This is a genomic window from Segatella asaccharophila, assembly GCF_054687055.1.
The window spans coordinates 19805-44750 of sequence record NZ_BAACAN010000023.1; the positions used below are offsets into that span (position 1 = coordinate 19805).

The following is a 24946-nucleotide window of genomic DNA, read 5'->3' on the forward strand; positions in this document are numbered from 1 at the left end:
GAATCATGAAAAAAATATCGTATTTCATATTGGTTGTTTTGATTGGGGTCTTTGTTGCTTCATGCAGTAATTCTGAGTATAATCTGGATAACTTAGTCCCTGATCAATATCATAAGGTTGTATACTTTAAAAATGGGGGGAAGCAGAATCTATCACTTTATACCACTCAGTCCGGATATAAAGACAGTCTGGTTATTGTTAAGGCTGGCAGTGATCCGAACCTGAAGGCTGATGTGAATGTGAAGGTGTTGACCCAACAGGAAGTGGATTCCATATACAGTAATGTGGAAGGGGTGGACTATAAAGTGATCCCTTCAGATGCTTATTCCTTCGATGAGGGGCAGGAACTGGCATTTGATAAGGGCGTAACCGGGAAATATTATCCGGTAACTATTGATCCGGTAAAGATCTATCAGCAGATCAAGGCAAATCCTGACGCAAAGTTTGTCCTTCCATTACAATTGAAGAGCAAGTCGGATAGCATTAATTCTACTTTGGACCAGACTTTTATTATCTTTGATGTCAAAAGTCCGCTTGTCGCTTTTCAGAACCAGGTTCAGAATGAGATGATGATCTATAAATCATTGAATATCAATGTCCCGATAAATCTGACAAACAGTGATATGAATAAATGGGATATTAACTGTACTTTGGACCAGACAGAAAATGCACAACTTGTTTCAAGTTATAATGCATCACATAATACTTCTTATGAGGTGTTGCCAGAGAATGCTTATCAAATCAAGAACTTGAATATTGCGCAAGGTACATTCCTGGATACGGCAACGGTTTCTGTTGACAGGGCATATCTGCAAAATGACCATACCTATCTCTTACCCTTAAAACTTTCCGGCACGTCTCTCGGAGATCAGGTAGAGATAGATTCAACAGTAAATTATATCGTGTTGTCAAATCCTACATACGCTATTGTCAACCCGGACCGGAGCTCGTGGAAAGTCCTTTTCTGTAATAATGATAATAAGATGTCGGGGAGCAATTCGGACAATTCCGGCCCATACGCATTGCTTGATGGAAATGTCTATACTTACTGGCACTCTAATTATAGTACGGGTTATGCTTCCAGTTACCAGGCCTCAGGGCATAAACTGGGAGATGATTATGCCTATAATTTTAATGACTATAATGCTTTTTATGCAAAAAGGAAAACTAGTCAGACCGTAATCGTTCTGGATATGCAGACGGTCAAGCATCTGGTAGGTGTGGGAGTTACTCAGCGGCAAAACACGAATTACAGTGACTTCAAATCTTGTGATGTCTATGTCTCCAATGATGATGCTTTTAAGTTCAAGCCTTTGGACCAGGGTGGAACATTGGATGACTATAATAATGTAGCCTCAAATAATTGGGATAAACTCTGCTCGGTAAATAATGTCCCACATCAGAATGCGACTTACTGGCAGAAGACGGACTGGCAGACCATCCAAAATGGAGGAGTAAAAGGACGGTTCGTGAAAATCAAGTTTACGGATTCATGGCGTACGGATGTGTTGAATATGGCTGAATTCCAGGTACAGGAACTGTTGAGTATCAATGGAAATCCAGTAAAATAAAGACGTGGTACATCCCGGTAAGGCGTGATCATGATTGTGCCTGATCCGGGATCTTTCATTTTAATGATTTATATAAAAACGATGAAGAAAATCAATTTCTCTTGCTTGTTATTCCTATTAGGATTTTCGGTCTTGTATGGGTGCAATTCAGCTAACTCATCTCCGGACAACTCAGCAACAGACTTGAAGGTACACCTGACTCCCTCTGAAGTTTGTATAGGGAAGACGGATCAGGCTAATGCGGATGATTCTGTGGTAACCAATATCGTCTGGGATGGACTTTCAGGCTATACTTATTCCCTGGCTTTGTCCAATATCAAGAATACCAGTTCAGAAAGTCTGCCGGGGGAGATAAAAGCACTGAAGGATGAACAGGAGTCCGTGAGCCTTTCAAACCGTCAGATATGGGCTGGACTTTCGCAAATGGATTTGAAGAAGGACACGATGGCCCTTCTGAACGTTACTGTAAAAGGGATTAAGGGGGAGTCAAGTATCCAGGCATCAAAGTCTCTGGAGGTTCATTATAAAAACACTTGTTCCCTGGCTCCGCTGTCAGGTGACAGCGTCCGTATTGCCAGTTACAATCTTCTGTTTGAGAAAACGGTCCCCAGTGTGGATGCACAGAAATGGGCAGCCCGCCGGATACAGGTGGAACGGCTTTTCAAGGCGTGTCATCTGGATGTTGTCGGTACACAGGAGGCTCTGACCAGACAGGTGAACGATCTCCTTACCGCTTTGCCTGACTATGCACGTTTGGGTACGGACTTATGGGGGTCCTTCAGCGCCACGAATGAGAATGAGGCCCTGTTTTATAACAAAAAGCGCTTGGACGTACTTGACAGCGGCGAGTTCTGGTATTCGACGACTCCCGATAAGGCGGGATCGTACAGTTGGGAAGCAACTTATCCCCGGATGTGCATCTGGGGGAAGTTCGAGGAAAAGTCTACGGGGAAAATATTCTATGTTTTTAATTCACATTTCCATGTAGATTTTCCTCAGTCCCGGCTGGAATCAGCTAAACTCCTGTTGACATACGTCATCAAGCGTGCTTCTGAGGGCTATCCGGTGGTATGTACGGGAGATTTTAATTCTGACGATAGTTCAGAAGCATTGCAGGTACTTCTGAAGAGCGGATTCCTCGTTGATTCGAAAAACTTGGCGACCTCACATTCTGGTTGCGACGGCACTTATCATGGTTTTGATCTTACGAAAGTCCCGACGGCTACGATTGACCATATCTTTGTAACGAAGGATATTGGCGTGGGGCCTTATCATGTCGTGGATGAAGAGTTGCAGACCGGAAAGTTCGGATCGGATCATTTACCGGTAATTACAGACATAAAACTACCGTAAAGGAATTGATTCCATAATTTTTATAAAAAATAGCATATTTTCTATTGCACTGAATGTAAAAAATAGTATTTTTGCAGATGGGAAACTTAATCGCCTTGATTAATAAAAGAACTTATATATCATCTATCTTAACTTGTAATAACAATTTGATTAATACTAGAAGAATGAAGAAAATTTTTGTTTTAGTGAGCTTTTTATGTTGCCTGACCTTATCTGCTATGGGACAGACCACGGAAAAGTTAGGTGCAACCCCTGCAATGGGATGGAACAGTTGGAACAAGTTCAACTGCCAGATCAACCAGCAATTGATCCATGAGATCATTGACGCCATGGTCTCTACTGGCTTGAAAGATGCCGGCTATCAGTATGTCAATCTGGATGATGCCTGGCATGGACCTCGTGATGAGAATGGTTTTATCCAGCCGGATGCCAAACGGTTCAGTTCAGGTATCAAGGCGTTGTCTGATTATGCTCATTCAAAGGGCTTGAAATTCGGCATTTATACTTGTGCCGGAAGTAAGACCTGTGCCAATTATCCCGGTAGTCTGGGACACGAATACCAGGATGCGCTGCAATATGCCAGATGGGGTGTTGACTATATCAAGGAAGACTGGTGCAATACGGAAAATATAAATGCCAAGGGTGCTTACAGGGTAATGGCAGATGCCATCCAGCAGACAGGCAGGCCGATGTATTTCAGCCTGTGTGAATGGGGGACAAACAAACCCTGGCTGTGGGCAGGCAAATTTGCTCAATCGTGGAGAACTACGGGTGATATCCAGAATAATTTCAAGAGTGTGCTAAGTATCCTTGACCAGCAGCAAGGGCTGAGGAAATATGCAGGACCGGGTCATTGGAATGATCCTGATATGCTCGAAGTGGGCAATGGTATGCCGGTCAATGAGGACCGGGCTCATTTCTCTATGTGGTGCATGCTCGCTGCTCCTCTTATCCTGGGTAATGATATTCGTCACATGAGCAAGGAGACGGCAGGAATTCTTATGAACAAAGATGTGATTGCCGTAGACCAGGATAAACTGGGTGTTGAAGGATTGAGGTATGCTACGGATAATGATCTGGAATTCTGGTTTAAGCCTTTGGAAGGCGGTGACTGGGCTTTCTGTATCCTGAACAGGGGTACGGCACCTGCCAAGTATGTCCTCAACTGGCAGAAATTCAATTTTACGGATGACTTGAGCAAGCGTGCTACTAATTTTGACCAGATGGTTTATTCTATCCGGAATCTGTGGACCAAGAAAAATGAGGGAACTTCGAAAAGAACAAAGAAGGTGATCATTCCTGGGCATGATGTGGTGATGTACAGGCTTACACCTAAGAAATAAATAACAGGAAAATGGAAGAGAGACTTTCTGATAGGATCTCTTCCATTTTTTGTTTTTGATAGGGAATAGAAGAAATTGTGTGATCTTAAGGTTTCGTATGTCCTGTGGACCTTATCAGTGAACCTTGTTCAGATATATGGAATAGATGATAAGAAAGAGCAGGATCAGTTTTTTCAGGTAACAGAGTGTACAATAAATATGATTTTCTACTGTGCGTTTGCTGATATGCAGTTCGCGGGCAATTTCTTCATTTGAAAGCCCGTCTATGCGACTCATCAAGAATATTTTTTTCCGTTTTTCAGGCATCTGGTCGATCGCACCTCTTATATATTCCAGTAAACTTTTTGCCAGAATCTCATCTTCAGAGGAATAATCTTCCTGAGGCGGGATATGTTCGATGGACTCTGTACTATGGTATACTTCTTTTCTCAAATAATGGAAGGCGGCATGTTTAGCCATCGTGAAAAGATAGGAATCAAAATTCTGAATATGAGCCAGAGATGTCCGACTCCTCCATAGTTGTACAAATAGGTCTTGAGAGATATTTTCCGAGTCTTCCTTCTGATGAATAATTCCATTAATAAATAATTGAACCTTAGGGTAATAATGCAGGAACACTTGATCAAAAGATTTCTGATCACCTTCCTGGATTTTAGTTATGAGAATCTGATCTATTATCATATAGGGGAAATCTTGTAAAGAAGACATTAGGTTGTTTCTGGTAACTCCTGTTGTTCTTCAGAGTCGGATATGAGTGTTTATCGGATAACAAGGGAGTCAACAATATCAGTAGTTGATAATCAATGATACGTATGAAAGAGACAATTTTCATCCTACAAAAATAATCAATTTTCATGAAAAGAAGAAGTTCTTGATGGTTAAAACTGATAAATACGTATCTTATTTTATCAATGTATCAGGTTTGTGATGTAAATGAATTTATTTTGCAATAACAGAGGGAGTTCTGGGCTTTCAGAGGATCAAACGATATGGTGTTTATATAGACAAGAACACAAAGAGAGTTCTCGTAAAACTTCTTTGTGTTCTCGCCGGATGAGAGAGGATTTAAATATCAACCTTTCTTATCAGGATATTCATCTTATCGGGTAGCAGAGCTGCAGGGACGAAGAAAGATGAAGTTGCCTGTTTGTTGTTTTTATAGCCATTTATGGAAATGGCGCATATAGAGTTTCTTGACGAATTGAATGGTCAGACAATAAGCCAGCAGGACTCCGAAAAGCCAGGGGTAGTAGTTGAGTGGCATCGGTCCGAAGCCCAGGGAATGTCCGACGGGGGTATAGGGGATTCCGATCCCCACGGCCATGATGATCATTGTCAGCAGGGTGACAGGCCAGGTGGCACGGCTTTGCAGGAAGGGGATCTTCGGCGTGCGGATCATGTGTACGATCAAAGTCTGGGAAAGCAGACCTTCAATGAACCATCCACTTTGGAAAAAGCTTTGTTGAGCTTGACTCTGGTATCCGAACAGAAACCATAGGATCAGGAATGTCGTGATGTCAAAAATAGAACTGATAGGGCCTATGCAGATCATGAACTTACTCAGATCCGAGGCATCCCAGATCCGGGGTTTGCGCAGATATTCCGGATCCATCCGGTCGAATGGAATGGCCGTTTGCGAAAGGTCATACAGAAAATTCTGGATGAGAACCTGGACCGGCAGCATCGGCAGGAATGGCAGGAAGGCACTGGCAGCCATCACACTGAACATATTACCGAAGTTGGAACTGGCAGTCATCTTGATGTATTTGATGATGTTCCCAAAGGTCTTCCTTCCTTCGAGTACGCCGGATTCCAATACCAGCAGGTCTTTCTTGAGCAGAATGATGTCTGCACTTTCCTTGGCGATGTCGACGGCTGAATCCACGGATATGCCAATGTCTGCCTGTCTTAAGGCTGATGCATCGTTGATGCCGTCACCCATGAACCCGACAGTATTTCCCTGACCTTGCAAGAGGCTGATAATACGAGTTTTCTGCAAGGGAGTAAGTTTTGAGAACAATTTGTATTTCTTGACAATGGGTTTTAGTTCCTCATCCTTCATTCGCTCAATCTCCATACCGGTAATGGAGAGGCGTGTATCAATACCGACCTGGCGGCCTATGTTTCTTACGATGACATCATTGTCTCCAGAAAGGATCTTTACTTCTACGCCATTTTCGTGAAGTTGCTCAATGGCTGCTGTAGCCGAAGGTTTAAGAGGATCCAGAAAGGCCAGGAAGCCTATCAGAACCATGTTGTTCTCATCTTCGACCGCAAAGTCATGGTCTTTAGTCAGAAAACTCTTCTGGGCAACGGCCAGTACGCGCATCCCTTCCTGATTGAGAGTCCGGCTGATCTTTTCAGCTCTTTCTTTCCGTTCTGGTTCAAAAGGGAAAATCTTTCCTTTGATTTCTTCGTATGAGCAGATGGACAGCATTTCTTCTACCGCACCTTTTGTGATGATCTGCCGCTTGCCCTTCCTGTCCTCGATGACGACAGACATCCGCCGCCGCTGGAAGTCGAAAGGGATTTCATCTACTTTGGTGTATTCATCCTTGACGTTTTCCATCCCCAGCTCCTTGACGTGTGACAGGATGGCCTGGTCCATGAGGTTTTTCAGTCCGGTCTGGAAATAACTGTTGTAATAGGCATGCCGCAAGACCTGCTTGTCTTCATCTTCCTGTCCGTCAGCTTTCAGGTAACGTTCCAGGACAATATGATCACAAGTAAGGGTGCCGGTCTTATCAGTACATAAGATGTGCATGGCACCAAAATTCTGTATGGCATTCAGGTCTTTGACAATTGTCTTTTTCTTTGACATGGCGATTGCACCTTTAGTCAGGTTGCCCGTAACGATCATTGGCAGCATGGCTGGGGTCAGACCTACGGCTACGGATACAGCAAACAGAAAAGCCTGAAGCCAGTCTCCTTTCGTGAAACCATTGACGAGAAATACAAACGGGATCATAAACAGCATGAATCGGATGAGCAGGAAACTTACTTTGCTGATACCTTTATCAAAGGCGGTGGTAACCCGTGTGCCCGTGATCGTCTTGGCGATCGTTCCCATATAACTGTGGCTCCCGGTCTCGAAGACAATCCCCCTGGCAGTCCCGCTGATGACATTAGAACCCATAAAACAGATATTTTTCAATTCCAGCACATTACCTGACTTGGAATCGCTTTCCTCAGGGACAGAGATCTTCTCGACAGGTTCTGATTCTCCTGTCAGCGAGGACTGACCCACGAAAAGATCCTTTGATTCGATGATGCGCATGTCAGCCGGAATCATGTCTCCCGCAGCTACCCGTACAAGGTCACCGGGGACAAGTTCGCAGATGTCAATTTCTTCTTCCTTTTCTCCGGAACGAAGTACACTGCAGGTGTTGGTTACCATTTTCATCAGTCCATTGGTGGCAAGTCTGGCTTTGGTCTCCTGCCAGAACCTCAGAATGGCACTGATGATGATGATTCCGGATATGATAATGACTGAAGTCCAGTTCTTCTTCCCTGGAGGGGCCAGCAGGACATCGAGGATAAAGGATATCACAGTCAATGCAGCCAGTATGCCTGTAAAGGGATTGACGAAAGAAGAGAGGAACAGCAGGATGGGGTTCTTCCGGTGTTCATGGACGATGTCGTTTGGACCATATTGTCGGTTCCGGTCTTTGATTTCATCAGAATCCAGACCCTCTGGGGTAGTCTTGAAATAAGAATAGATGTTGTCAAGTGGTTGTCTGGCAGCCTCGAATACCTTACCGGTATCAAATACATACCGGGATGTGATTTTCTTTCTCCACATAATTTTCCCTCCTGTTTAATCGTTGATAGTTCTTTTTACCGCTGCAAAAGTAAAACTATCCTTCAGTAGACAAAGTTAGAAGAGAATTAAACTTCTATTAGAATCTTATTAGAGGGACGGGCTGGGAATATGGGGCAGGGTGACAATATGGGTTGTTCCTTCCCCCTTCAGGGAATTGATTTCTATGGTCCCCTTGTGCAGTTGTATGATTTTAAAGCACAGGGCCATACCGATGCCATGCCCGGAAGTATAGTCTTGGTTCTCTCCCCGGTAGAAAGGCCTGAAAATCTCTTTCTGGTCCTTTTCCGAGATACCGATACCATTGTCTGTGAACCGCAGGATAGATTCCTTTTCCCAGTAAGAGATATGGACGGAAGAGGTATGGTCAGGGGAGAACTTGCAATTGTTTTCTATTAAGTTGATGAAAGCTGTGGTCAGCAGATAGCTGTTGCCTGAAACTGTCAGGACTGAATCATCTTCAGCTTCATTCTCGAAGATGAGTTCCACATTATAATCTGGATTCGCCTTGAGCACCGTTTCCCTGGCATCAAGGAGAAGTTCATCCAGCCGGATGTCCTTCATCTTGATTTGCTCGGGCAAATAATCTGCTTTGGCAAGGTTCAGTAATCCGGTAATCAACTTGACCACATGATGGGCATCTTGCAGGGACCGGTGGATTGCTTCTTCATATTCTGCTGAGGACATTTTCTTGAATACTGCCAGCTCCAGTTCTGCAATTAATGCTGCCATCGGTGTACGGAGCTCATGGGAGACATTGCTGACGAACATCTTCTGGGACTGGAATGCTTTTTCCAGTCGGTCAAGCAACCGGTTGAACGCAATGCTGAGTTCTCCTACTTCATCATGACTGTCTTTTACCGGGAGTCTCTTACTGATGTCCTTGGCAGTGATCTTTTCTGCTTCTTCAGATAATGCTTTGACAGGTGCAAATGCGAGGAGTGCCAGAATATAGCCTGCCAGGGCCAGGAGTGAGATCCCGATGATGGAAAACCAGATCAGCAGGTTCCTTAGGGCAAGCATATTGGCCATACCATACTGGTCATAGGCTGCTGCGGTAACGATATACTGCTTGCCGTGGAAATGATAAGTGATGCCTACAGCCTGATATTTGCCCACCCTGAAATGAATCCTTTTCTCTCGAAGGATCATCTGCATCATCGTGGGAGTCTCTTTGATAATGTCACTCTGCAACTCATCATGGTATAACATGTGAAAAGGGGGTTGGTATACGACCACCTCAACTTCATTGATAAAATTCTTGTTGCTTATGTAAATGGAGTGCATGATCGCTGGGTTGATCTTGCCATTCAGAAACAGATGGGCTTTGGTGATAGCCTCCTGTTCGAGACTTCGGTAAAAAGTCTGGCTGCGTGTCCGGGCACTGACATAATAGACCGAGACCATCGCTGCCAGAAAAAGGAGGGCCGTGATGGCGGTATATTCCAGAGTGAGCTTTAATTTGATCTTCATGGCTTGTCTGTAAAGATAAAACCGAATCCTGTACGGGTATGTATGAGTTTTGTGCTGAAATCCCGGTCAATCTTTTTCCTCAGGTAATTGATATAGACGTCAATGAAGTTCGTACCTGTATCAAAATGAGTGTGCCACACTTTATCTGCAATCTCCGAGCGACTCAGTACCCGGTCTGCATTTTTCACCATATATAATAGCAGATAATATTCTTTGGGAGAAAGTTGGATCTCTGTCCCGCTTCGTGTTACCTTTTTTGTGCTCAGATGGATGGTAAGGTCAGCATAGTGGAGTTCTTCAGGCTGTTTCATCCTTTCATCCGTATTCCGGTGTTTCAGCAAGACCTTGATGCGAGCGTTGAGTTCCCTGAAATCAAAAGGCTTGACCATGTAGTCATCAGCACCCACGTCAAACCCTTCGAGTTTATCGTCCGTGGACCCTAAGGCTGTAAGGATAAGGATGGGGATTTGTGGGACCAGGGCGCGGATCTGACGGCAAAGGTCAAATCCACTCATACCTGGAAGGATAATGTCGGAAATGACCAGATTGAATTTGTTCTCCCTGAAGAGACGCAGTCCCGTCAGTCCGTCATAGGCAACCGTTGCCTGATAGCCGCTTTCTTCCAGTCCCTGTTTCAAGAGCCAGGCTACACGCTGCTCGTCTTCTATGACCAGTATAGATTCCATAGATATTTATTTTTCAGAAAAGCAAATCCGGTGTAAAAATACGTTTTTTCATTCTCTTATGCCATGCCTTATGATTAGAGGCTGATCAGAATTCCTGGCATCTTCCTTGATTAATCATGGGCACAAAGATAGTACTTTTTTGCAGACTTCTTTTATCTTTCATCAAAAAATGACTTCCTTTTTTCAGTTGCAGATTTCAGTTGATGAATTGCCGGTTTTGATCTCTTGGAAGGGGCTGATGAATGGTCTGATTCTTAGAGAGTATGCGTTTTAGGGGGGGAGGTATAAATTATTAATCATAAATATCATATTTCAAAGGTTATAAGTCAAAAAACAAAGTCTGTCTTAACTGGTTTTTGAATATCTTTGCTCTTACTAAACTTTGTTGTTAGATCTACACTTAAACAAATTAAAAATTCACGTATGTATAAGATGAATGAAAGGTTTCTAAGCGATCATGTCGCTAGATTATTCTTTCTGCTGTCTTTCCTGCTATGTACATCCTTTGTACATGGACAGAATAAGATTACAGGAACAGTTGTGGATGATACTGGTGAGCCAGTTATTGGAGCCAGTGTCGTCATTTCGGGTACATCTTCAGGGTCTGTGACAGATCTGAACGGTAATTTTACCTTGAATAATGTACCGGATAAAAGCCAATTAACCGTTTCTTATGTTGGCTTTCTGACGCAGAAAGTCCCCGTTGATGGCAGGACGCAGTTGAAAATCACTTTAAAAGAGGATAATCTGAAACTGAATGAAGTGGTAGTCATCGGCTATGGTGTCCAGCGTAAGAGTGATGTTACGGGCTCCCTGGTACATCTCGACAGCAAAGACCTGAATACTATGCCAGTCAGCAATGCTTTTGAAGGTATGCAAGGTAAGACCGCCGGCGTAGATATTACTAATTCTCAAAGACCGGGTACAGTGGGAAGCATCAGCATTCGCGGGCAACGTTCCATCAGTGCCGTTTCATCCCCTCTCTATGTCGTTGACGGGATGGTCATCCAGAATAACGGGATCTCAAATATCAACCCGCAGGATATTGAATCCATCGAAGTGTTGAAAGATGCTTCTGCCACAGCTGTTTATGGTGCCCGTGGGGCTAATGGCGTGGTTATCGTTACTACTAAAAAGGGCAAGGCCGGAAAAGTTTCTGTGAATTATGCGGGAACGGTTACTTTCTCCACGCTTCATGATGTGGCTAAGTGGATGAATGCCAGTGAGTGGATTGACTATGCCCGGCAGGCATATTATAATGCCGGGAGCTATGGCCAGTCTGGTACCGCTTTCACACCGGACTATGATAGCGACTATAAATTCTTTGGCAGTTCAGCCGGATGGTCGAACATCAGCCGGGCATGGGTCAACGGGGTCTGGCATCCTGAACTTGTAGGCTCCTATGACTGGATTTCTCACGCCAAGCAGACTGGTGTAACCTCGGAACATACACTGGATGTCTCTGGAGGTACGGACAAGTTGAAGGCTTATGCTTCTTTTGGCTATTTAAATCAGAAGGGTGTAGAGGTAGGGCAATCCTATTCTCGTTTTACCTTTAATACCTCTGTGGAGGTAACTCCGATCAAGTACTTCACTATGGGGATGACGATGAACGCTTCTTACGGTGACCAGAATTATGGTTATAGCTTTACAAAGAGTGTAACGGGTGCAGGAAGCTATTACAGTGCGTTGCGTACGATGATTCCCTGGACAGTGCCTTATGACTTGAACGGCAATTATGTATATACGCCATTCGCTTATAATGCCACCCTGGAGAATCCTCTTAATGAATTGCAGTATACAACCAATAAGCGCAGGGATTTCCGTATTAACGGAAGCGCATACGCTCAAATTGATTTCGGCAAGATATGGGATCCTCTGGACGGGTTGTCCTATCGCATTCAGTTTGGACCGGAACTTCAATATTTCCGATTGGGTGTTGCCTATGCTGCAGACGGCATCAACGGATCAGGCAACAATGTTGCCCAGTATAATCCTTATCAGCATGTCGCCTGGACACTGGATAATTTGATTTATTATAATAAGACGATCGCTAAAGACCACCATCTCGGTTTTACTTTATTGCAGAGTGCTTCTAAGTCTCACTATGAGATGGCTAATCTGAAAGCTAATGTGGCTTCTTCTGAGGAACTCTGGTATAATATGCATTCTCTTGCAGATCCACTGGATTATAGTACGGGACTGGTTGAAGACCAACTCGCTTCTTATATGATTCGTGGTAATTATAGCTATCAGGATAAATATCTGGCTACAGCCAGTGTTCGCTGGGATGGCAGCTCCCGCCTTTCTAAGGGACATAAATGGTCCAGTTTCCCCTCTTTCTCTTTAGGCTGGCGTATCAATCAGGAAGATTTCATGCAGAAATTAAAATGGATCAGTAATTTGAAACTCCGTGTCGGCTGGGGAGTGTCCGGCAATTACGCCATTCCTGAATATGGAACAAAAGGAGCACTTCAAACCCTTTATTATAACTGGGGGACTACAGATTCTTCGATGGGCTCTGTCCCTTCTGATCCTTCTTCCGGTAGTCCGAACAAAATGGCTAATCCTGATCTGGGATGGGAACGTACCTACGAGTGGAACTTCGGTTTGGACTATGGCTTCCTCAATGGCCGCTTGAATGGGAGCATTGATGTTTATACGAATAGTACGAAAGATCTGCTACTGGGAATGTCTATTCCTTCGCTGACCGGTTATACTTCAACTTATGCGAATGTGGGCAGGACTTCAGGATGGGGGATTGACTTACAGTTGAATGCTGTCCCGGTAAAGATACGTGATTTCTCGTGGAATACTACTCTTACATGGGCCCTTGACCGTAACAAGATCGAGGCATTGTCTAATGGGATGAAAGAGGACATCAATGACCGTTGGTTCGTGGGTAAGGAAATAGGAGTATACTATGATTATGTATATGATGGCATCTGGAAAACTTCTGAAGCTGCTGAGGCAGCTAAATATGGTCGTAAGCCGGGACAGATCCACGTGAAGGACTTGAATGATGATGGTAAGATAGATGGCAATGACCGTACGATCGTCGGAAAGATTCGCCCACGGTGGAATGCTGGCTGGAGCAACACTTTCGATTATAAGAACCTGGAGCTGTCATTCTTTATTTACAGTCGTTGGAAATTTACTGTTCCTCAAGGTGCGGAGACTTTGGGGGGGATGTATATGATGCGTAAAGTGGACTATTTTATTGCTGGAAAGAATGAAAATGCAAGATATTATGCTCCGGGATCCAATGGCATTGGAGCTGCAGATGCCTTTTCTTCCTCTATGAACTATCAGGATGGCTCTTACATCAAAATGCGTAATATTTCATTGGGATATAATTTCTCTCCGAGTCAGTTGAAACCTTTAGGTATCGGTTCTCTTAAGATTTACGTCCAGGCTCAGAATCCTTTCATGATTTACAGAAAGTGCAAATGGCTGGATACGGATATGCTGAACTATGACAATAATACTACTTCGTATGGTTCTACTACTACCATCAGAGGGTGGGTCGTAGGTCTTAATATCGGAATCTAAATTGTTAAAAACAGAATGATTATGAAATCAAATAAGATAGTAACAATGGCTTTGCTTTTTGGAACGATGTTCGGGGCAATGACATCCTGCAGCGATAGTTTCCTGGATGAGAAAATGATCACCAATCAGACCACAGACCATTATAAGACTCAGGCAGGACTCGATGAACTGGTAACTGGTGCTTATACAAAACTGAAGTTCAAGTTTAACTATATCTGGGGTATTGAATGCTATAATATGGGTACTGATGAATTTACCAGTGGTGCTAACAATATTACGGGCTGGAATGCCTATAGTACGAGTTTGAATTCTACTGAGACTGGTGCTAATCAACCCATGTGGGATAATATGTATGGGCTGATAGAACCTTGCAACATCCTGATTCAGAACATACCACAATACTATAGTAAGGCCAGTGACACTTATAATACCCGTTTGGGCGAGGCTTATTTCTTACGCGCTTACGGTTATTTTGAACTGGTGAAACAGTTTGGCGGGGTACCTTTGAAACTGACACCGTCCACTAGTGTAGAGACTACTTTTACCCGTAACAGTGAAGAGGAATGCTATAATCAGATTATCAAGGATTTTGAAACTGCATATAGTCTGTTGCCTGAAACGGCTTCTCAGACCGGACGCATCACGAAGAGTGCTGCGGCACACTTCCTGGCGAAGGCTCATCTGTTCCGCGCCAGTGAGCTCTACGATTCCTGGAACAGCAAATACAAGGATGCTGATCTGGATGCAGTGATCCAGTATGGGAAAGAAGTGATAGCTGCTCACCCTCTATGTAAAGATTTTGCGGATCTTTGGGACTATCAGAAAGCAAACGGGGACAATGAAAAGGTCAGCGAAGTGGTCCTGGCAGCGCAGTTCTCGGATGATGCTTCTACGTGGGGACGTTATGGTAATCAGATGCACTTGTATTATCCTTCTGTCTATCAGAATCTTTCCGGTTGTATTCGGGATATTTCCGGTGACCGTGAATTTTCCTATGTCAGTGCTACCGAATATGCCATGCAGGTTTTTGATCGTGTGGATGATTCCCGCTTCTGGAAGAGCTTTGTCACTACTTACAATTGTAACCTCTCCTCGGGTGCACCTGAGTACAGTGCAGAGGATGTGGCTGACGGAGTAACTCCTGCTGGTGTGAAAGCCGGTGACAAGCGTTTCGCAGCGGGTGATATTGGTATCAAGTATATTGTCAACAACCCAGGAGATTCTCGTTTTACGGATGAGAATGGAAAGAAGTCTGACTTGGGGGTTCTGGAGGATGGAAAATTACTCCCTCAGCATACTTTCATCCGCTATTATAAGGGGGAGAAGTTTAGTTGGAATATTGATAAAAGTCAGACTACGGGTAATTACTATGATCTGATGCCGGCCATTAACCGTTCTGTTGCTTTGAGTAAGTTTCGTGATGGGTATCGCAATTCCTATAATTCTCAATTCGGTACTCGTGATGCAATCATAGCCCGTTCTGCTGATGACGTCTTGATGGTTGCTGAGGCTTATGCCCGTAAAGGAGATTATAGCGATGCCATCACTTACTTGAATATGGTCAGAGACCGTGCCGGCTATGCGGCTGGAGAGAACAGGGAAAAGCATGTCGACGGTGGACAGGCTTACAGGAACAATCCGTATTGTTCTGGAGGAACTGCCGGCAGGCCGGGTACGGAAAGTGCTATTTATTGTGATTCAAGTACCTATTATGAGTCTAATGATATTCCTCGTACGGTCGCTTCTACGAAAAGTGCAATGCACTTGAACTCTGTGGATGACATCCTCAACAGTGCTCCGGATATACCGGTATATCAGGCTCTAGACTGTACGACTACTGCTCAGAAGGTAATGTGCTTTATCCTTGATGAGCGTACGCGTGAGTTGATTGGAGAAAGTCAGCGATGGGAAGACCTGGCTCGCACAAAGACCCTTGGCGCTCGCTGGGAAGCCTTCAACTGTGCCTCTACATTAGGACAGGGTACTTTTGATCCGGCTAAGAACTATTATCGCCCTATACCTCAGTCTTTCCTTGATGGAATTACGAATTCAGATGGGTCTACCTTGACGGCTAAACAAAAGGAGGCGTTACAGAATCCTGGGTACTAAGGCTGAAGATATGATATGTTGATAATCAGGAGAGAATCAGAATGGATGTTCTGGTTCTCTTTTCATTTTCAGGAGTTTCCTGTTTCAGGGAGCCTTGAGGCGAATGATGATCTGATGGTCTGATTTGATATTCTGAATTCCATCTCTTCGAAATCAAGCATCGAGTTGATCGTACATAACTTTTGAAAGTGAAATAATTCCTGTGGGGTAATATCCTTTTCCTTTAATATCCCCTGGCGGAGAAGCAAGGCTCGCTGGGTGCCTTTTAAGAGGGGATGCGCGGGCGTGTACCACTGGAAACCATCATAGACAGCAATATTGGCAATGCTGGTGTCGGTAACGAATCCGTTCTTTACGATCAGAATATCATCGCAGTGACAACGTTGATCGTAAAGTAATTGAAGGAGGTTGCGGTTCTTGTATTTATAAGAATAATTGATCGTATTACATTCTGTTAGCCATAAACTGTGGACCTGACGGGGGCGGTAGGGATGATAGCTGACAGAGAGGATGGCATTATTGTATTCAATATGACATTTCGTCCGTGTTGTATGTTCCTGGAGCATAATATGTTTCCTCAGGTCAACTCTTGATGCTTGCGGAAAGAAATCCTTTATGGTATCATTCATCCTTTTCTCGTGAGCTTCAAGATTCATGATCCTTTCTTCTTCTATTCTCAATGTTTCAATAAATTGGCACATAAACTTTCTCTTTTAGTTCCTGGTACTCTTTTTTACAATTGCTCTTGGCGGTAATGCCTCCTCCGCTTTTAAAGATGAGGCTGCCGTCCGGTTCTTCTTCTATGAATCGGATTAGAACACCGCTATCAAGGTTGTCTCCGTCAAAATAACCAGCTACACCGGTATAGAATTTCCGGTTATAGTGTTCAGCTTCATTTATAATGCTGATGGTCTTGCCCTTTGGCGCTCCTGTTATTGAGCCTGCCGGAAGAAGAGAAAAAAACAGATCACCAAGCCGTGGATAGAAATGGTCAGGAAGGATACCCGAGATTTGAGAACTTGTTTCAAGAAGTGTCTTCCCGTTAGTCTGTATCTCTTCTACATAACGGTATCTCTCTACCATCACATGGCTGGCTATTCTGCTCAGATCATTCCGGATCAGGTCTGTGATCGTCGCATGCTCTGCTTTTTCTTTCGGGTCGTTCAGGAGGTTCTGTGCAGCATTCTCTAAAGTGGCATCAATGGTGCCTTTCATCGGAAAAGAGTAGATCTTGTGTCCTTTGATCTGGATAAAGGTTTCTGGAGAGAAGACGGTAAACTGATTCCTTATCCAAAGTTTGTATCTGGCTTTGGCCATTGTATAGATGTTTTGAAGGGTCATATTGGTCTTCAGCCGGGTACAACTGGTTAGGTTGGTCAGATAAGAATTGCCCTTCATTTCATTTTGCGTGACAAACTGAAAGGCTTTCTGGTATTGTTCAAAAGCCGGTGGATCTATTGACCAACTTATTTGTTTGGGGGGCAGAGCTGGCGCTCGTAGAGATTCGTTGGTGAATCGGTTGAAATGAAAAAGAAGCCTTTGCGGATCAATATCTTCCGGTTTAAGGACAATACATTCACTCTGGTCATAGCTGATGATAAATATAAAGGGCTGATGAGATTGCCCCCATTTGTTCATTTGCCGGAGAGCAGTAATTTTATCAAGCATGTTTACGCTTTCTGTACTTCGCGCGATCTTGTTGTTTTCCTGCTTTCCTCAGCGCTGTTTGCGGATAGTGGGGTTCTGAATCTTTTTCGGATAGGCAAAGGTGGTTATTTTTTCTGGACTATGCAAGATAATCATGAATTATATGAAGTAGAAATGTTCCTTTTTCAGTGATCGAAGTTTATGCCTATCTATCTCAGGCATTATTGGAATGTAGTGAAAATGATATAACTGTTAGCTGGGATCATGATCTTTGTCTTTTCACCGGAGATGCTATAGGTCGTGCCTTTCATGTAATCGTACCAGGTTCCGTCAGCGGGGAAGGAAATGGTGTATGTAGCGTCAGAATTAGTGAAGTTTCCTGCAACTACCGCTTTTTTAGTTGGAGAGGAAAGGGTGAGGAAACGACCGTCATTCCAGTTGGATGCCGTAGTATTTGAGCTGAAGGAGTTAGGGGTCTGGAATAAATCCGGATTATTGTGTCTTAGCGCAATCAGTTTGGCATAGGTGTCATGTAATTCTTTTCGCTGGGTAACATTCAAATCGTCCCATCCTGCTGGCTTTCGACCTGTTCTTCCATTGTCATTGATGGAAATATCGTATCCAAGTTCCTCAAATTGCCAGATCATCTTTGGCCCGGGAACAGTGAAGAAGAATGCGGCATTGGTTTCCAACTGTTTCATGCGAGCAGTGAGGTCAGTTTTAAGTATTCCATTTCCCCACTGAGTTTGTTTGTAAGCGCAACGTTCTTCATCATGACTTTCCATGTATCCGTCAAAACAGTCGCTTTTATCATAAAGAGAGGTGAAATCACTGTTGTCACTCCATCCCATGGCCGACTGTGCAAAAGCATTGTTTAAGTTTCGCCAGAAACAGATGCCATATTTTGAAAGGTCATTCTCCTCTTCACTACAAAAATGTTCCATAACGATGAAGGCATTTGGATTATCGTTCTTGACAGCATCATAGTATTTTTTCAATACGGCCTCACGGTCAGGATCGGTTGCTGCCAGATCATCGTCACCGGTAGTCTGCCTTTGAGTGAATCCTTTAGTGAAATCGAAGCGGAATCCGTCAACATGATAGGTGCTGAGGAGAAAATCGAGATTCCGGATCACAAACTTCTGGGTCTGTGTGGATTGATGATTAAAATCATCAGGTGAGAATATATATTTTTGATGAGGGGTTACGGCATTCAGCCACGGATTCAGCGTGGATGGACGATTGAAATACGGATCCCAATACTGACGGGCGAAAGCATTGTCGTCGGTAGTATGATTGTATACGACATCCAGGATTACACCTATACCTTTTTTGTGGCAGGCATCTATGAAGGATTTATAGTCGTTGATGGTTCCGTATGAATTATCAAGAGCGAAATAAGCTCCTGTGTTGTATCCCCAACTGTCGTTTCCGGTGAATTCCTCAACCGGCATCAGTTCTATAGCGTCTATACCCAGGTCTTTCAGATAATCCAGTTTCTGCATGGCACCGGCAAGTGTTCCCTGACTGGTAAAGTCGCGCAACAGCATTTCATAAATGACTGGATTCTTTGGATTATTCATCTTAAAGTCTGAAACTTGCCAATAATATTTCTGCGGAGTAGTACTGATTACGGATACGTAATGGCTTTGAGCCTCCTTAGGAAAGTTGTTGTCTACTCCCTTTTCAAGTACTGATTCGCTGTAGGGATCACAGAGGAAGTCTCCTCCGTCCCTTTTACTGTAAAGGAAATATTCAAAGGCCTGTGTTCCCGGAGTCAGGTTGTCTAGTGTAAGCCACCAGCAGTGAGCATTGCTGTCGTATTTCATCTGGTAATGGTTGTCCAGTTTCCAGTTGTTGAAATCTCCCAGTACAAATGCATTGTCCTTGTGCAGTCCACTTTTGTCCTGGTCATAAAGCACTAATGTCACAGAAGTAGGAGAGTTTACGTGAACACCTTCTGGCTGGTTCCCGCTTATGGGGCAGGTTTCCGTATCAGACTGGTTGATGGTGAAGTCATTTTTCGGATCATTGACGGGTATGGAATATTCGTAAGTCTGTTTGGTCCCGTCAAAATTCCGGACAATAAGGTTCAAGATCTGAAAGGGGGTAGAGGATGATATACCGTAAAAAGACCTCAGTGAATTAGGAATCGTGATGCTCCACTCATCCGGTTTACCGGCTATGGCGGTCATTTTATATTTACTCTCATTATCGTTCCATTTCGGAGCTCCGGTCCAATCTGTTCCGGCTCCGGAGTAGAGGTAGAGATCGCTGCTGTAACCGTAAAGCGCTGTTCCGTCTGGAGCCTTGAATGTAATGGTTAGGGGAGCGTCAGCACTTATGTTGTCGGAGCTGAAACTAAATCCGTCTTGGACACTGCCCGTGCTTCCTGGATTGGGAGTGTCATTTCCGGTTCTGCTTTCTGTGCAGGACAGGTTGAAAAGCAAAATAATGACGGTGAGTATCGTCAGAATAGAATTCTTTTTCATGCTGATGGTTTCAATTTTTAGGAAATGATGGTGGGATGCGTATATCATAGAATAGTACGTGGAATGTCCTGATAGAAATTTCTGTTAGATTGACAAGTTTGAACCTGTTTTGTAAGAATATTCCAGTTATAAGAAGTCAACTGAATTTAAGTGTGTATATTTCGCTTTAAATAATGTTTCCTATTTTGTTAAAAAGGAAAAGAGGAACGCTACGGCATAGAAATTCTATATCTCGAATACGTTCCTCTGTTTCTTATTAATTATTTAGTTTTATTTCCCATAATCCTTTGAACTTAATTTGTAAGTCATATTATTGGGATTGTTGATGTTTACGTAAATACGGTATTTGCCAGCGGTTACTTTTATGTTGTCGTCACTATCAAGTAGACCATCTGTCTTGGAGCCGAATGCTGTATCCCAGGCATGATCAAGCCGGAATTTAATTTCACCATCGCTTAAATCTACGTCTGCATAGAATTGTTGCGTCTTCGGGTCAAAATTCATGTCTACTTCTTTTGCACCCCAACCGCTGACTTCGCTTCCAGCGTCTCCAACTATGCTTAGTGTCGTAAAACTAAGGTCTTTTGTCAAGACTAAACTAGAAGTGTTGTAAGTGAAACGATAGAATCTTTTACTATAAGCCTGGATATTTCCTGATCCGCCACTCGCAATAAGTTGGATGCTTGATGCTTCAGATGTCGGAGCCGTCGCCTTTGAATCGATTCCCCAGTTGACAGCGTCAACCCATGCTGCTTGGCCTGAAATCTTGAATCCATTTGCAGCTTTTGTCCCAAAATCAATTATTCCTTGATAAGTTGCATCGCTATTAAAACTGAATAGATGTTGGGTGTTGTCCCAATTCCATCCACAATAATCGCCAATAATGTATATCTTGGGATAATCTTTTTCTGCTGAGTAGGGCGTGACAGTTGTATTAACAACATTGGATACAAGGGTATCTGATGCATTTGAAATAGTAGAGATGACCCTGAATGCTAACTTTACAGGTGATAGATCCATGTTGTAATTGTCAAGCATACTCAATATTTTGTTATTGAGTTCGCCCACCGTAAGAGTGTATGAGCTGTCTGTTTTTGTGGATGATAATGCAATTGCGTTGGCGAAATCCTTGCCATCAAGATCCATCTGTAGAACACTTGTCACTTCTGCCTGGTAACCTACGTCCGGTTTGTCCCACGTAACGGTGAAGGCACTGTCTTGTGTGTTGTCTTGATTCAAGACATAAGAGCTTTGCTTTAATGTCTGCAACACAGCTGGCTTTGCGGTATTGCTGTTATATACAACTTTATCTAAGTTGCTTTCGCATGCCGAGAATAGTAGTGCGGCGCTGCCTAATGCGAATATATAATGGAATAATTTCATGATAATGTACGAATTTAATTTGTATAACCTTCATTCTGGGAGAGATTTCCGTTGACACTTAAATCTGTTTGGGGTATTGGGAACAGATCATATTTATTATCGATACCAACACCTGTGATGACACCACCTTTATCAGGCCATACATAAGAAGATGATGTAAAGAGACCGAAGCGGATTAAATCTGTACGGCGAACGCCTTCCCAATATAACTCACGTCCGCGCTCGTTCAGTATGTTCCTGAAATTGTTGGCTGTGAGCCATGCAGCATCTATGTCATGATCCTTATCACCATAGCCACGCTCTCTAAGCATATTGACATATTTTACTGCAGTGTTGATATCACCTCCCTGGCCGCCACGAGCTACTGCTTCGGCATACATCAGATAGACATCACCGAGTCTGAATAAGGGGAAATCGGTGTCAGGAAATCCCAAATTACTTCCATTAGCCCCTTTACTCGTTATATTTGTCCATTTGTAAACGGACCATCCTTCAGTGGTAAATGTTCCCTTTACACTGGTTGTAATATTAATGTTTCGTCCTTTACTATAGAAAATTCCTCTTTTATCTAAGATAGTGTTATTGGCTTTGTCTACACCACTTTTGAAATCAAACAAGTTGATTAAGTTCTGAGTGCTTCGAAAACCATCCCACCCACTGTTGATCCCTGAAGGAACCACACTATAGTCACTGGCACTTCGAGATCCGAGAATGATAGCTGCCATGCCATAGGACTGTGTCTTGTTTCCATCGAACATGATTGGGTAGATGATCTCTTTTCGTGTATCAGCATTTTCTCCATTATCAGCTTTGAAAAGATCTGCATAGTTTGTTGCTAATGAGTAGGCACCGTCGTTGATAATTCTGTTACAAGCGCTGATGCAATCCGTGTAGCGTTCGGTTCCGGTATATACTTTTGCGTTGAGATACATTCGTGCCAACAGGGCATCATCAGCAGCCTGATCAGCACGACCATAGGTAGTGCGAGGTTTAGGCAGATCTGGACGTATAGACGTCAATTCGCCTTCGATCCATTTAAACAGATCAGCTCGGGAGAGCTGACTGGGCGTTGATGAATAGTTCGTCTCAGTAATAAAGGGTGGTCTGCCAAACATATCCATTAATACATAGTAAGCTAATGCCCGATTAAATCTGGCTTCAGCTTTATATTGCGAGATGTTTACATTACTTGGAGCATTGCTAATATTGCGAAGGAATTCATTGGTTAATGCCACTATGAACATGCAGCGTTGATAAACGCCTTCTATTGGTTCCACTTTTTCGGTCCCCCAGGTCTGTCCATTGATTTCTGCGCACCAGGAATCAGGCCATGCATTCTTGCATTCATCTGTGGTTTGTTCTTGTAATGTCCACCAGCTTCTCAATAACACAGTATTTCCTGGATCAAGTCCACTTATATCCGATGCACCAGCTCCGTCTTGACCAGATAAAGCCCAAACTGAATATATCTTGTTTAATCCTTCGGCATAACTTAATGAATCGGTATATGCTTTACTTGCCGTAATCTGCGTGGGATCCAGAGGCTGTACGTTCAAGTCATTTACACAACTTGAAGTAAAAACTGCCAGACCAATGATCGCAGACGTGAATATTGTATTTATCTTTTTCATATTTATGCTATTAAAAATTAAGATTGACTCCTATCGTATAAGTGCGTGGACGAGGAACTGTATTTTGGTCAATAGAAGCAGTTTCTGGATCCAAGCCACTATATTTTGTGATAGTAAATACATTCTGTATTGAAGCGCTGATACGTCCTGAGATATTTGTAGAGAATAACTTCAAGAAAGAATATCCCAATGTGATATTATCCATTTTCAGGAAAGATGCATTTTCGAGGAATAAATCACTGGCACGTTGTTCTGTACGGCTGATTTGGGTAAATCCAGTTTTGTATATGCTTTTGGGATAATTACTTATCATTCCTTGGTTTGAGAAATTATCCGTAGTGCTGTTATCGGCTGCAAAAGCGTTATATACGTAGTTGCCTATATTAGCACGGAGATTAAATCCGAGATCCCAGCTTTTGTATTTAAATTCGGAACTGAAACCCATATAAACCTTAGGCATAGGACTCTTTTTGGTCATATAGCGGTCAGCTTCTGTAATTTGTCCATCACCGTTACGGTCTACGAATGCGTTTTGGATGGGCTTGCCGTTTTTGTCATATACTTGCTGATATAACCAGAAAGTATAAGGAGTATAACCTACTTGGTGCTTTTCAAGTACTGTGGAATTGCTACCATAACTTGCACTACCTGCATCTATTCCTGGATAATTTGGATTATAAGAGGCAGTCAACTTAGTGATTTTACTGGTATTCCATGTAATATTATAACCTAAATTCCAGCTAAAATCTTTAGTTTGTATAGGATATGCGTTGATATTGAACTCAAGTCCTTCATTTTTCATAGATCCAACATTGGCAATAATTTGATTGATAAAATTGGTACCTGCAGCTGTGCTTACAGTGTTGAGCAAATCTTTTGTGTGTTTCTGATAATAATCGATACTGCCATTGATGCGATTATTAAGAAAACCATAATCAATACCTATGTTATATGTTGCAGTCTGTTCCCATTTTAGATCTGGATTATAGCCGTTTGGTTTTAAAAGATACGTGCCAAGGTATTGACCGTTAGGATTTGTCCCCAGAGAATATGTAGTGAGATAAAGATAATAATTGCTGAATTCTTGTTGTCCCGTTATGCCATAACTTATGCGTAGTTTTAAGTTAGATAGTATGTTGTGTGTGCCACTCATAAATGGTTCATTGATGATATTCCATGCCAATGCTGCTGATGGGAACGTTCCCCAACGGTGGTTCTTGCTAAAACGAGAAGAACCGTCTCGGCGTACTGTGGCTGTTAATAGGTAACGGTCCATTAAATTGTAATTTAAACGACCGTATAAAGATATAAGATAATTCTCATAAGGACTGGCATGTTGTCCGTCTTTGATATATTGTTTGTCGGTTGTGTCATAACTCCATCCTTCTTTGTCGCCAAAAGTGTTTTCTTCAACGGTGTTTGACTTTGCTATGGAGTAGTCCTTGTAATAGAAATGTTGCCATGAATATCCCGCCATTACATTGATGTCACTTTTAATAGGGGCTATATTTTTGATGTAATTCAAATAAAAATCCATTACTTCATTCCTTCTTAGATTGTTCCAGGAGTTGCCTTGTCCGATATTTTTAAAATCAGTATCTTTAGCGCTGGAGAAAGATCCTGGAGTTACAAAATTGTTTCCTGTTGCTTTGGAAACATCATACCCAAGGTTAAGATTGGCGTGTAAGTCTTCTAATCCGTAAATCTTATAGTCTAGTTGAATATTTCCAAGACTTCGTTTAGTTGTCCCTTTGTTATTCCTTTCATTCGAAAATGTTTTTATTGCGAACAGCCTATAAATCGGCTATTCAGGTTTAACTTATTTGTTTTGACACAATAAAAGAATAAGCAGGCTGCGGTATGCTGTCTGCGGCTATTGGCTTAGG

At 43.0% G+C, this 24946-nt stretch carries 14 protein-coding genes and 1 pseudogene; 5 read left to right on the forward strand and 10 right to left on the reverse strand.

Translation table 11 applies throughout. From position 1 onward, the window contains the following. Positions 1–5: 5 nt before the first annotated feature. The 3 genes from ACYRYG_RS11095 (at position 6) to ACYRYG_RS11105 (ending at position 4267) form a co-directional block, all read left to right on the forward strand. Positions 6–1571, forward strand: a complete 1566-nt coding sequence (locus ACYRYG_RS11095; protein ID WP_293426984.1) for a DUF1735 domain-containing protein — start codon at positions 6–8, stop codon at positions 1569–1571. 81 nt (positions 1572–1652) lie between these two features. After that, positions 1653–2924: an endonuclease/exonuclease/phosphatase family protein gene (locus ACYRYG_RS11100; RefSeq protein ID WP_460198171.1), complete on the forward strand. Its 1272-nt coding sequence runs from the start codon at positions 1653–1655 to the stop codon at positions 2922–2924. A gap of 164 nt (positions 2925–3088) precedes the next feature. Beyond that, the gene (locus ACYRYG_RS11105; RefSeq protein ID WP_293419526.1) at positions 3089–4267 is read left to right on the forward strand and encodes a glycoside hydrolase family 27 protein; all 1179 of its coding nucleotides are present in this window, start codon (positions 3089–3091) and stop codon (positions 4265–4267) included. A gap of 114 nt (positions 4268–4381) precedes the next feature. Here the strand turns inward: ACYRYG_RS11105 and ACYRYG_RS11110 are convergent, their stop codons facing one another. The 4 genes from ACYRYG_RS11110 to ACYRYG_RS11125 all read right to left on the reverse strand — a co-directional run bounded on the left by ACYRYG_RS11110 (position 4382) and on the right by ACYRYG_RS11125 (position 10246). Next, a complete protein-coding gene (locus tag ACYRYG_RS11110) occupies positions 4382–4948 on the reverse strand; it encodes an RNA polymerase sigma-70 factor (RefSeq protein ID WP_293419529.1) in 567 nt (188 codons plus the stop codon). A 475-nt stretch (positions 4949–5423) separates the two neighbouring features. After that, complete coding sequence (gene mgtA / locus ACYRYG_RS11115; protein ID WP_460198180.1) at positions 5424–8072, reverse strand: magnesium-translocating P-type ATPase; 2649 nt, start codon at positions 8070–8072, stop codon at positions 5424–5426. A gap of 105 nt (positions 8073–8177) precedes the next feature. Beyond that, a complete protein-coding gene (locus ACYRYG_RS11120; RefSeq protein ID WP_460198173.1) occupies positions 8178–9560 on the reverse strand; it encodes a HAMP domain-containing sensor histidine kinase in 1383 nt (460 codons plus the stop codon). Beyond that, positions 9557–10246, reverse strand: a complete 690-nt coding sequence (locus ACYRYG_RS11125; RefSeq protein WP_293419535.1) for a response regulator transcription factor — start codon at positions 10244–10246, stop codon at positions 9557–9559. The genes ACYRYG_RS11120 and ACYRYG_RS11125 overlap by 4 nt, the downstream gene beginning before the upstream one ends. A gap of 423 nt (positions 10247–10669) precedes the next feature. On the opposite strand from ACYRYG_RS11125, the gene ACYRYG_RS11130 reads away from it, so the two are divergent. Together ACYRYG_RS11130 and ACYRYG_RS11135 are read left to right on the forward strand one after the other, a co-directional pair. Then, positions 10670–13798: a SusC/RagA family TonB-linked outer membrane protein gene (locus ACYRYG_RS11130; protein ID WP_460198174.1), complete on the forward strand. Its 3129-nt coding sequence runs from the start codon at positions 10670–10672 to the stop codon at positions 13796–13798. A gap of 21 nt (positions 13799–13819) precedes the next feature. Further along, positions 13820–15907, forward strand: a complete 2088-nt coding sequence (locus tag ACYRYG_RS11135; RefSeq protein ID WP_293419540.1) for a RagB/SusD family nutrient uptake outer membrane protein — start codon at positions 13820–13822, stop codon at positions 15905–15907. 68 nt (positions 15908–15975) lie between these two features. Here ACYRYG_RS11135 and ACYRYG_RS11140 read toward each other — a convergent pair whose 3' ends face one another. The 6 genes and pseudogenes from ACYRYG_RS11140 to ACYRYG_RS11165 all read right to left on the reverse strand — a co-directional run. Continuing rightward, on the reverse strand, positions 15976–16608 hold the full coding sequence (locus tag ACYRYG_RS11140) for an aminotransferase class IV (RefSeq protein ID WP_293426990.1): 633 nt from the start codon (positions 16606–16608) through the stop codon (positions 15976–15978). Then, positions 16592–17575: an aminodeoxychorismate synthase component I gene (locus tag ACYRYG_RS11145; RefSeq protein WP_460198175.1), complete on the reverse strand. Its 984-nt coding sequence runs from the start codon at positions 17573–17575 to the stop codon at positions 16592–16594. Before ACYRYG_RS11145 ends, ACYRYG_RS11140 begins: the two co-directional genes overlap by 17 nt. A gap of 200 nt (positions 17576–17775) precedes the next feature. Continuing rightward, a complete protein-coding gene (locus tag ACYRYG_RS11150) occupies positions 17776–20046 on the reverse strand; it encodes an alpha-amylase family glycosyl hydrolase (protein ID WP_460198176.1) in 2271 nt (756 codons plus the stop codon). Between the two features lie 270 nt (positions 20047–20316). Next, the gene (locus ACYRYG_RS11155) at positions 20317–21429 is read right to left on the reverse strand and encodes a SusE domain-containing protein (RefSeq protein WP_460198177.1); all 1113 of its coding nucleotides are present in this window, start codon (positions 21427–21429) and stop codon (positions 20317–20319) included. A 14-nt stretch (positions 21430–21443) separates the two neighbouring features. Further along, positions 21444–23060, reverse strand: a complete 1617-nt coding sequence (locus ACYRYG_RS11160; RefSeq protein WP_460198179.1) for a RagB/SusD family nutrient uptake outer membrane protein — start codon at positions 23058–23060, stop codon at positions 21444–21446. Positions 23061–23070: 10 nt separating this feature from the next. Further along, positions 23071–24825, reverse strand: a pseudogene (locus tag ACYRYG_RS11165) (SusC/RagA family TonB-linked outer membrane protein); the annotation flags it as partial. Positions 24826–24946 lie beyond the last annotated feature (121 nt).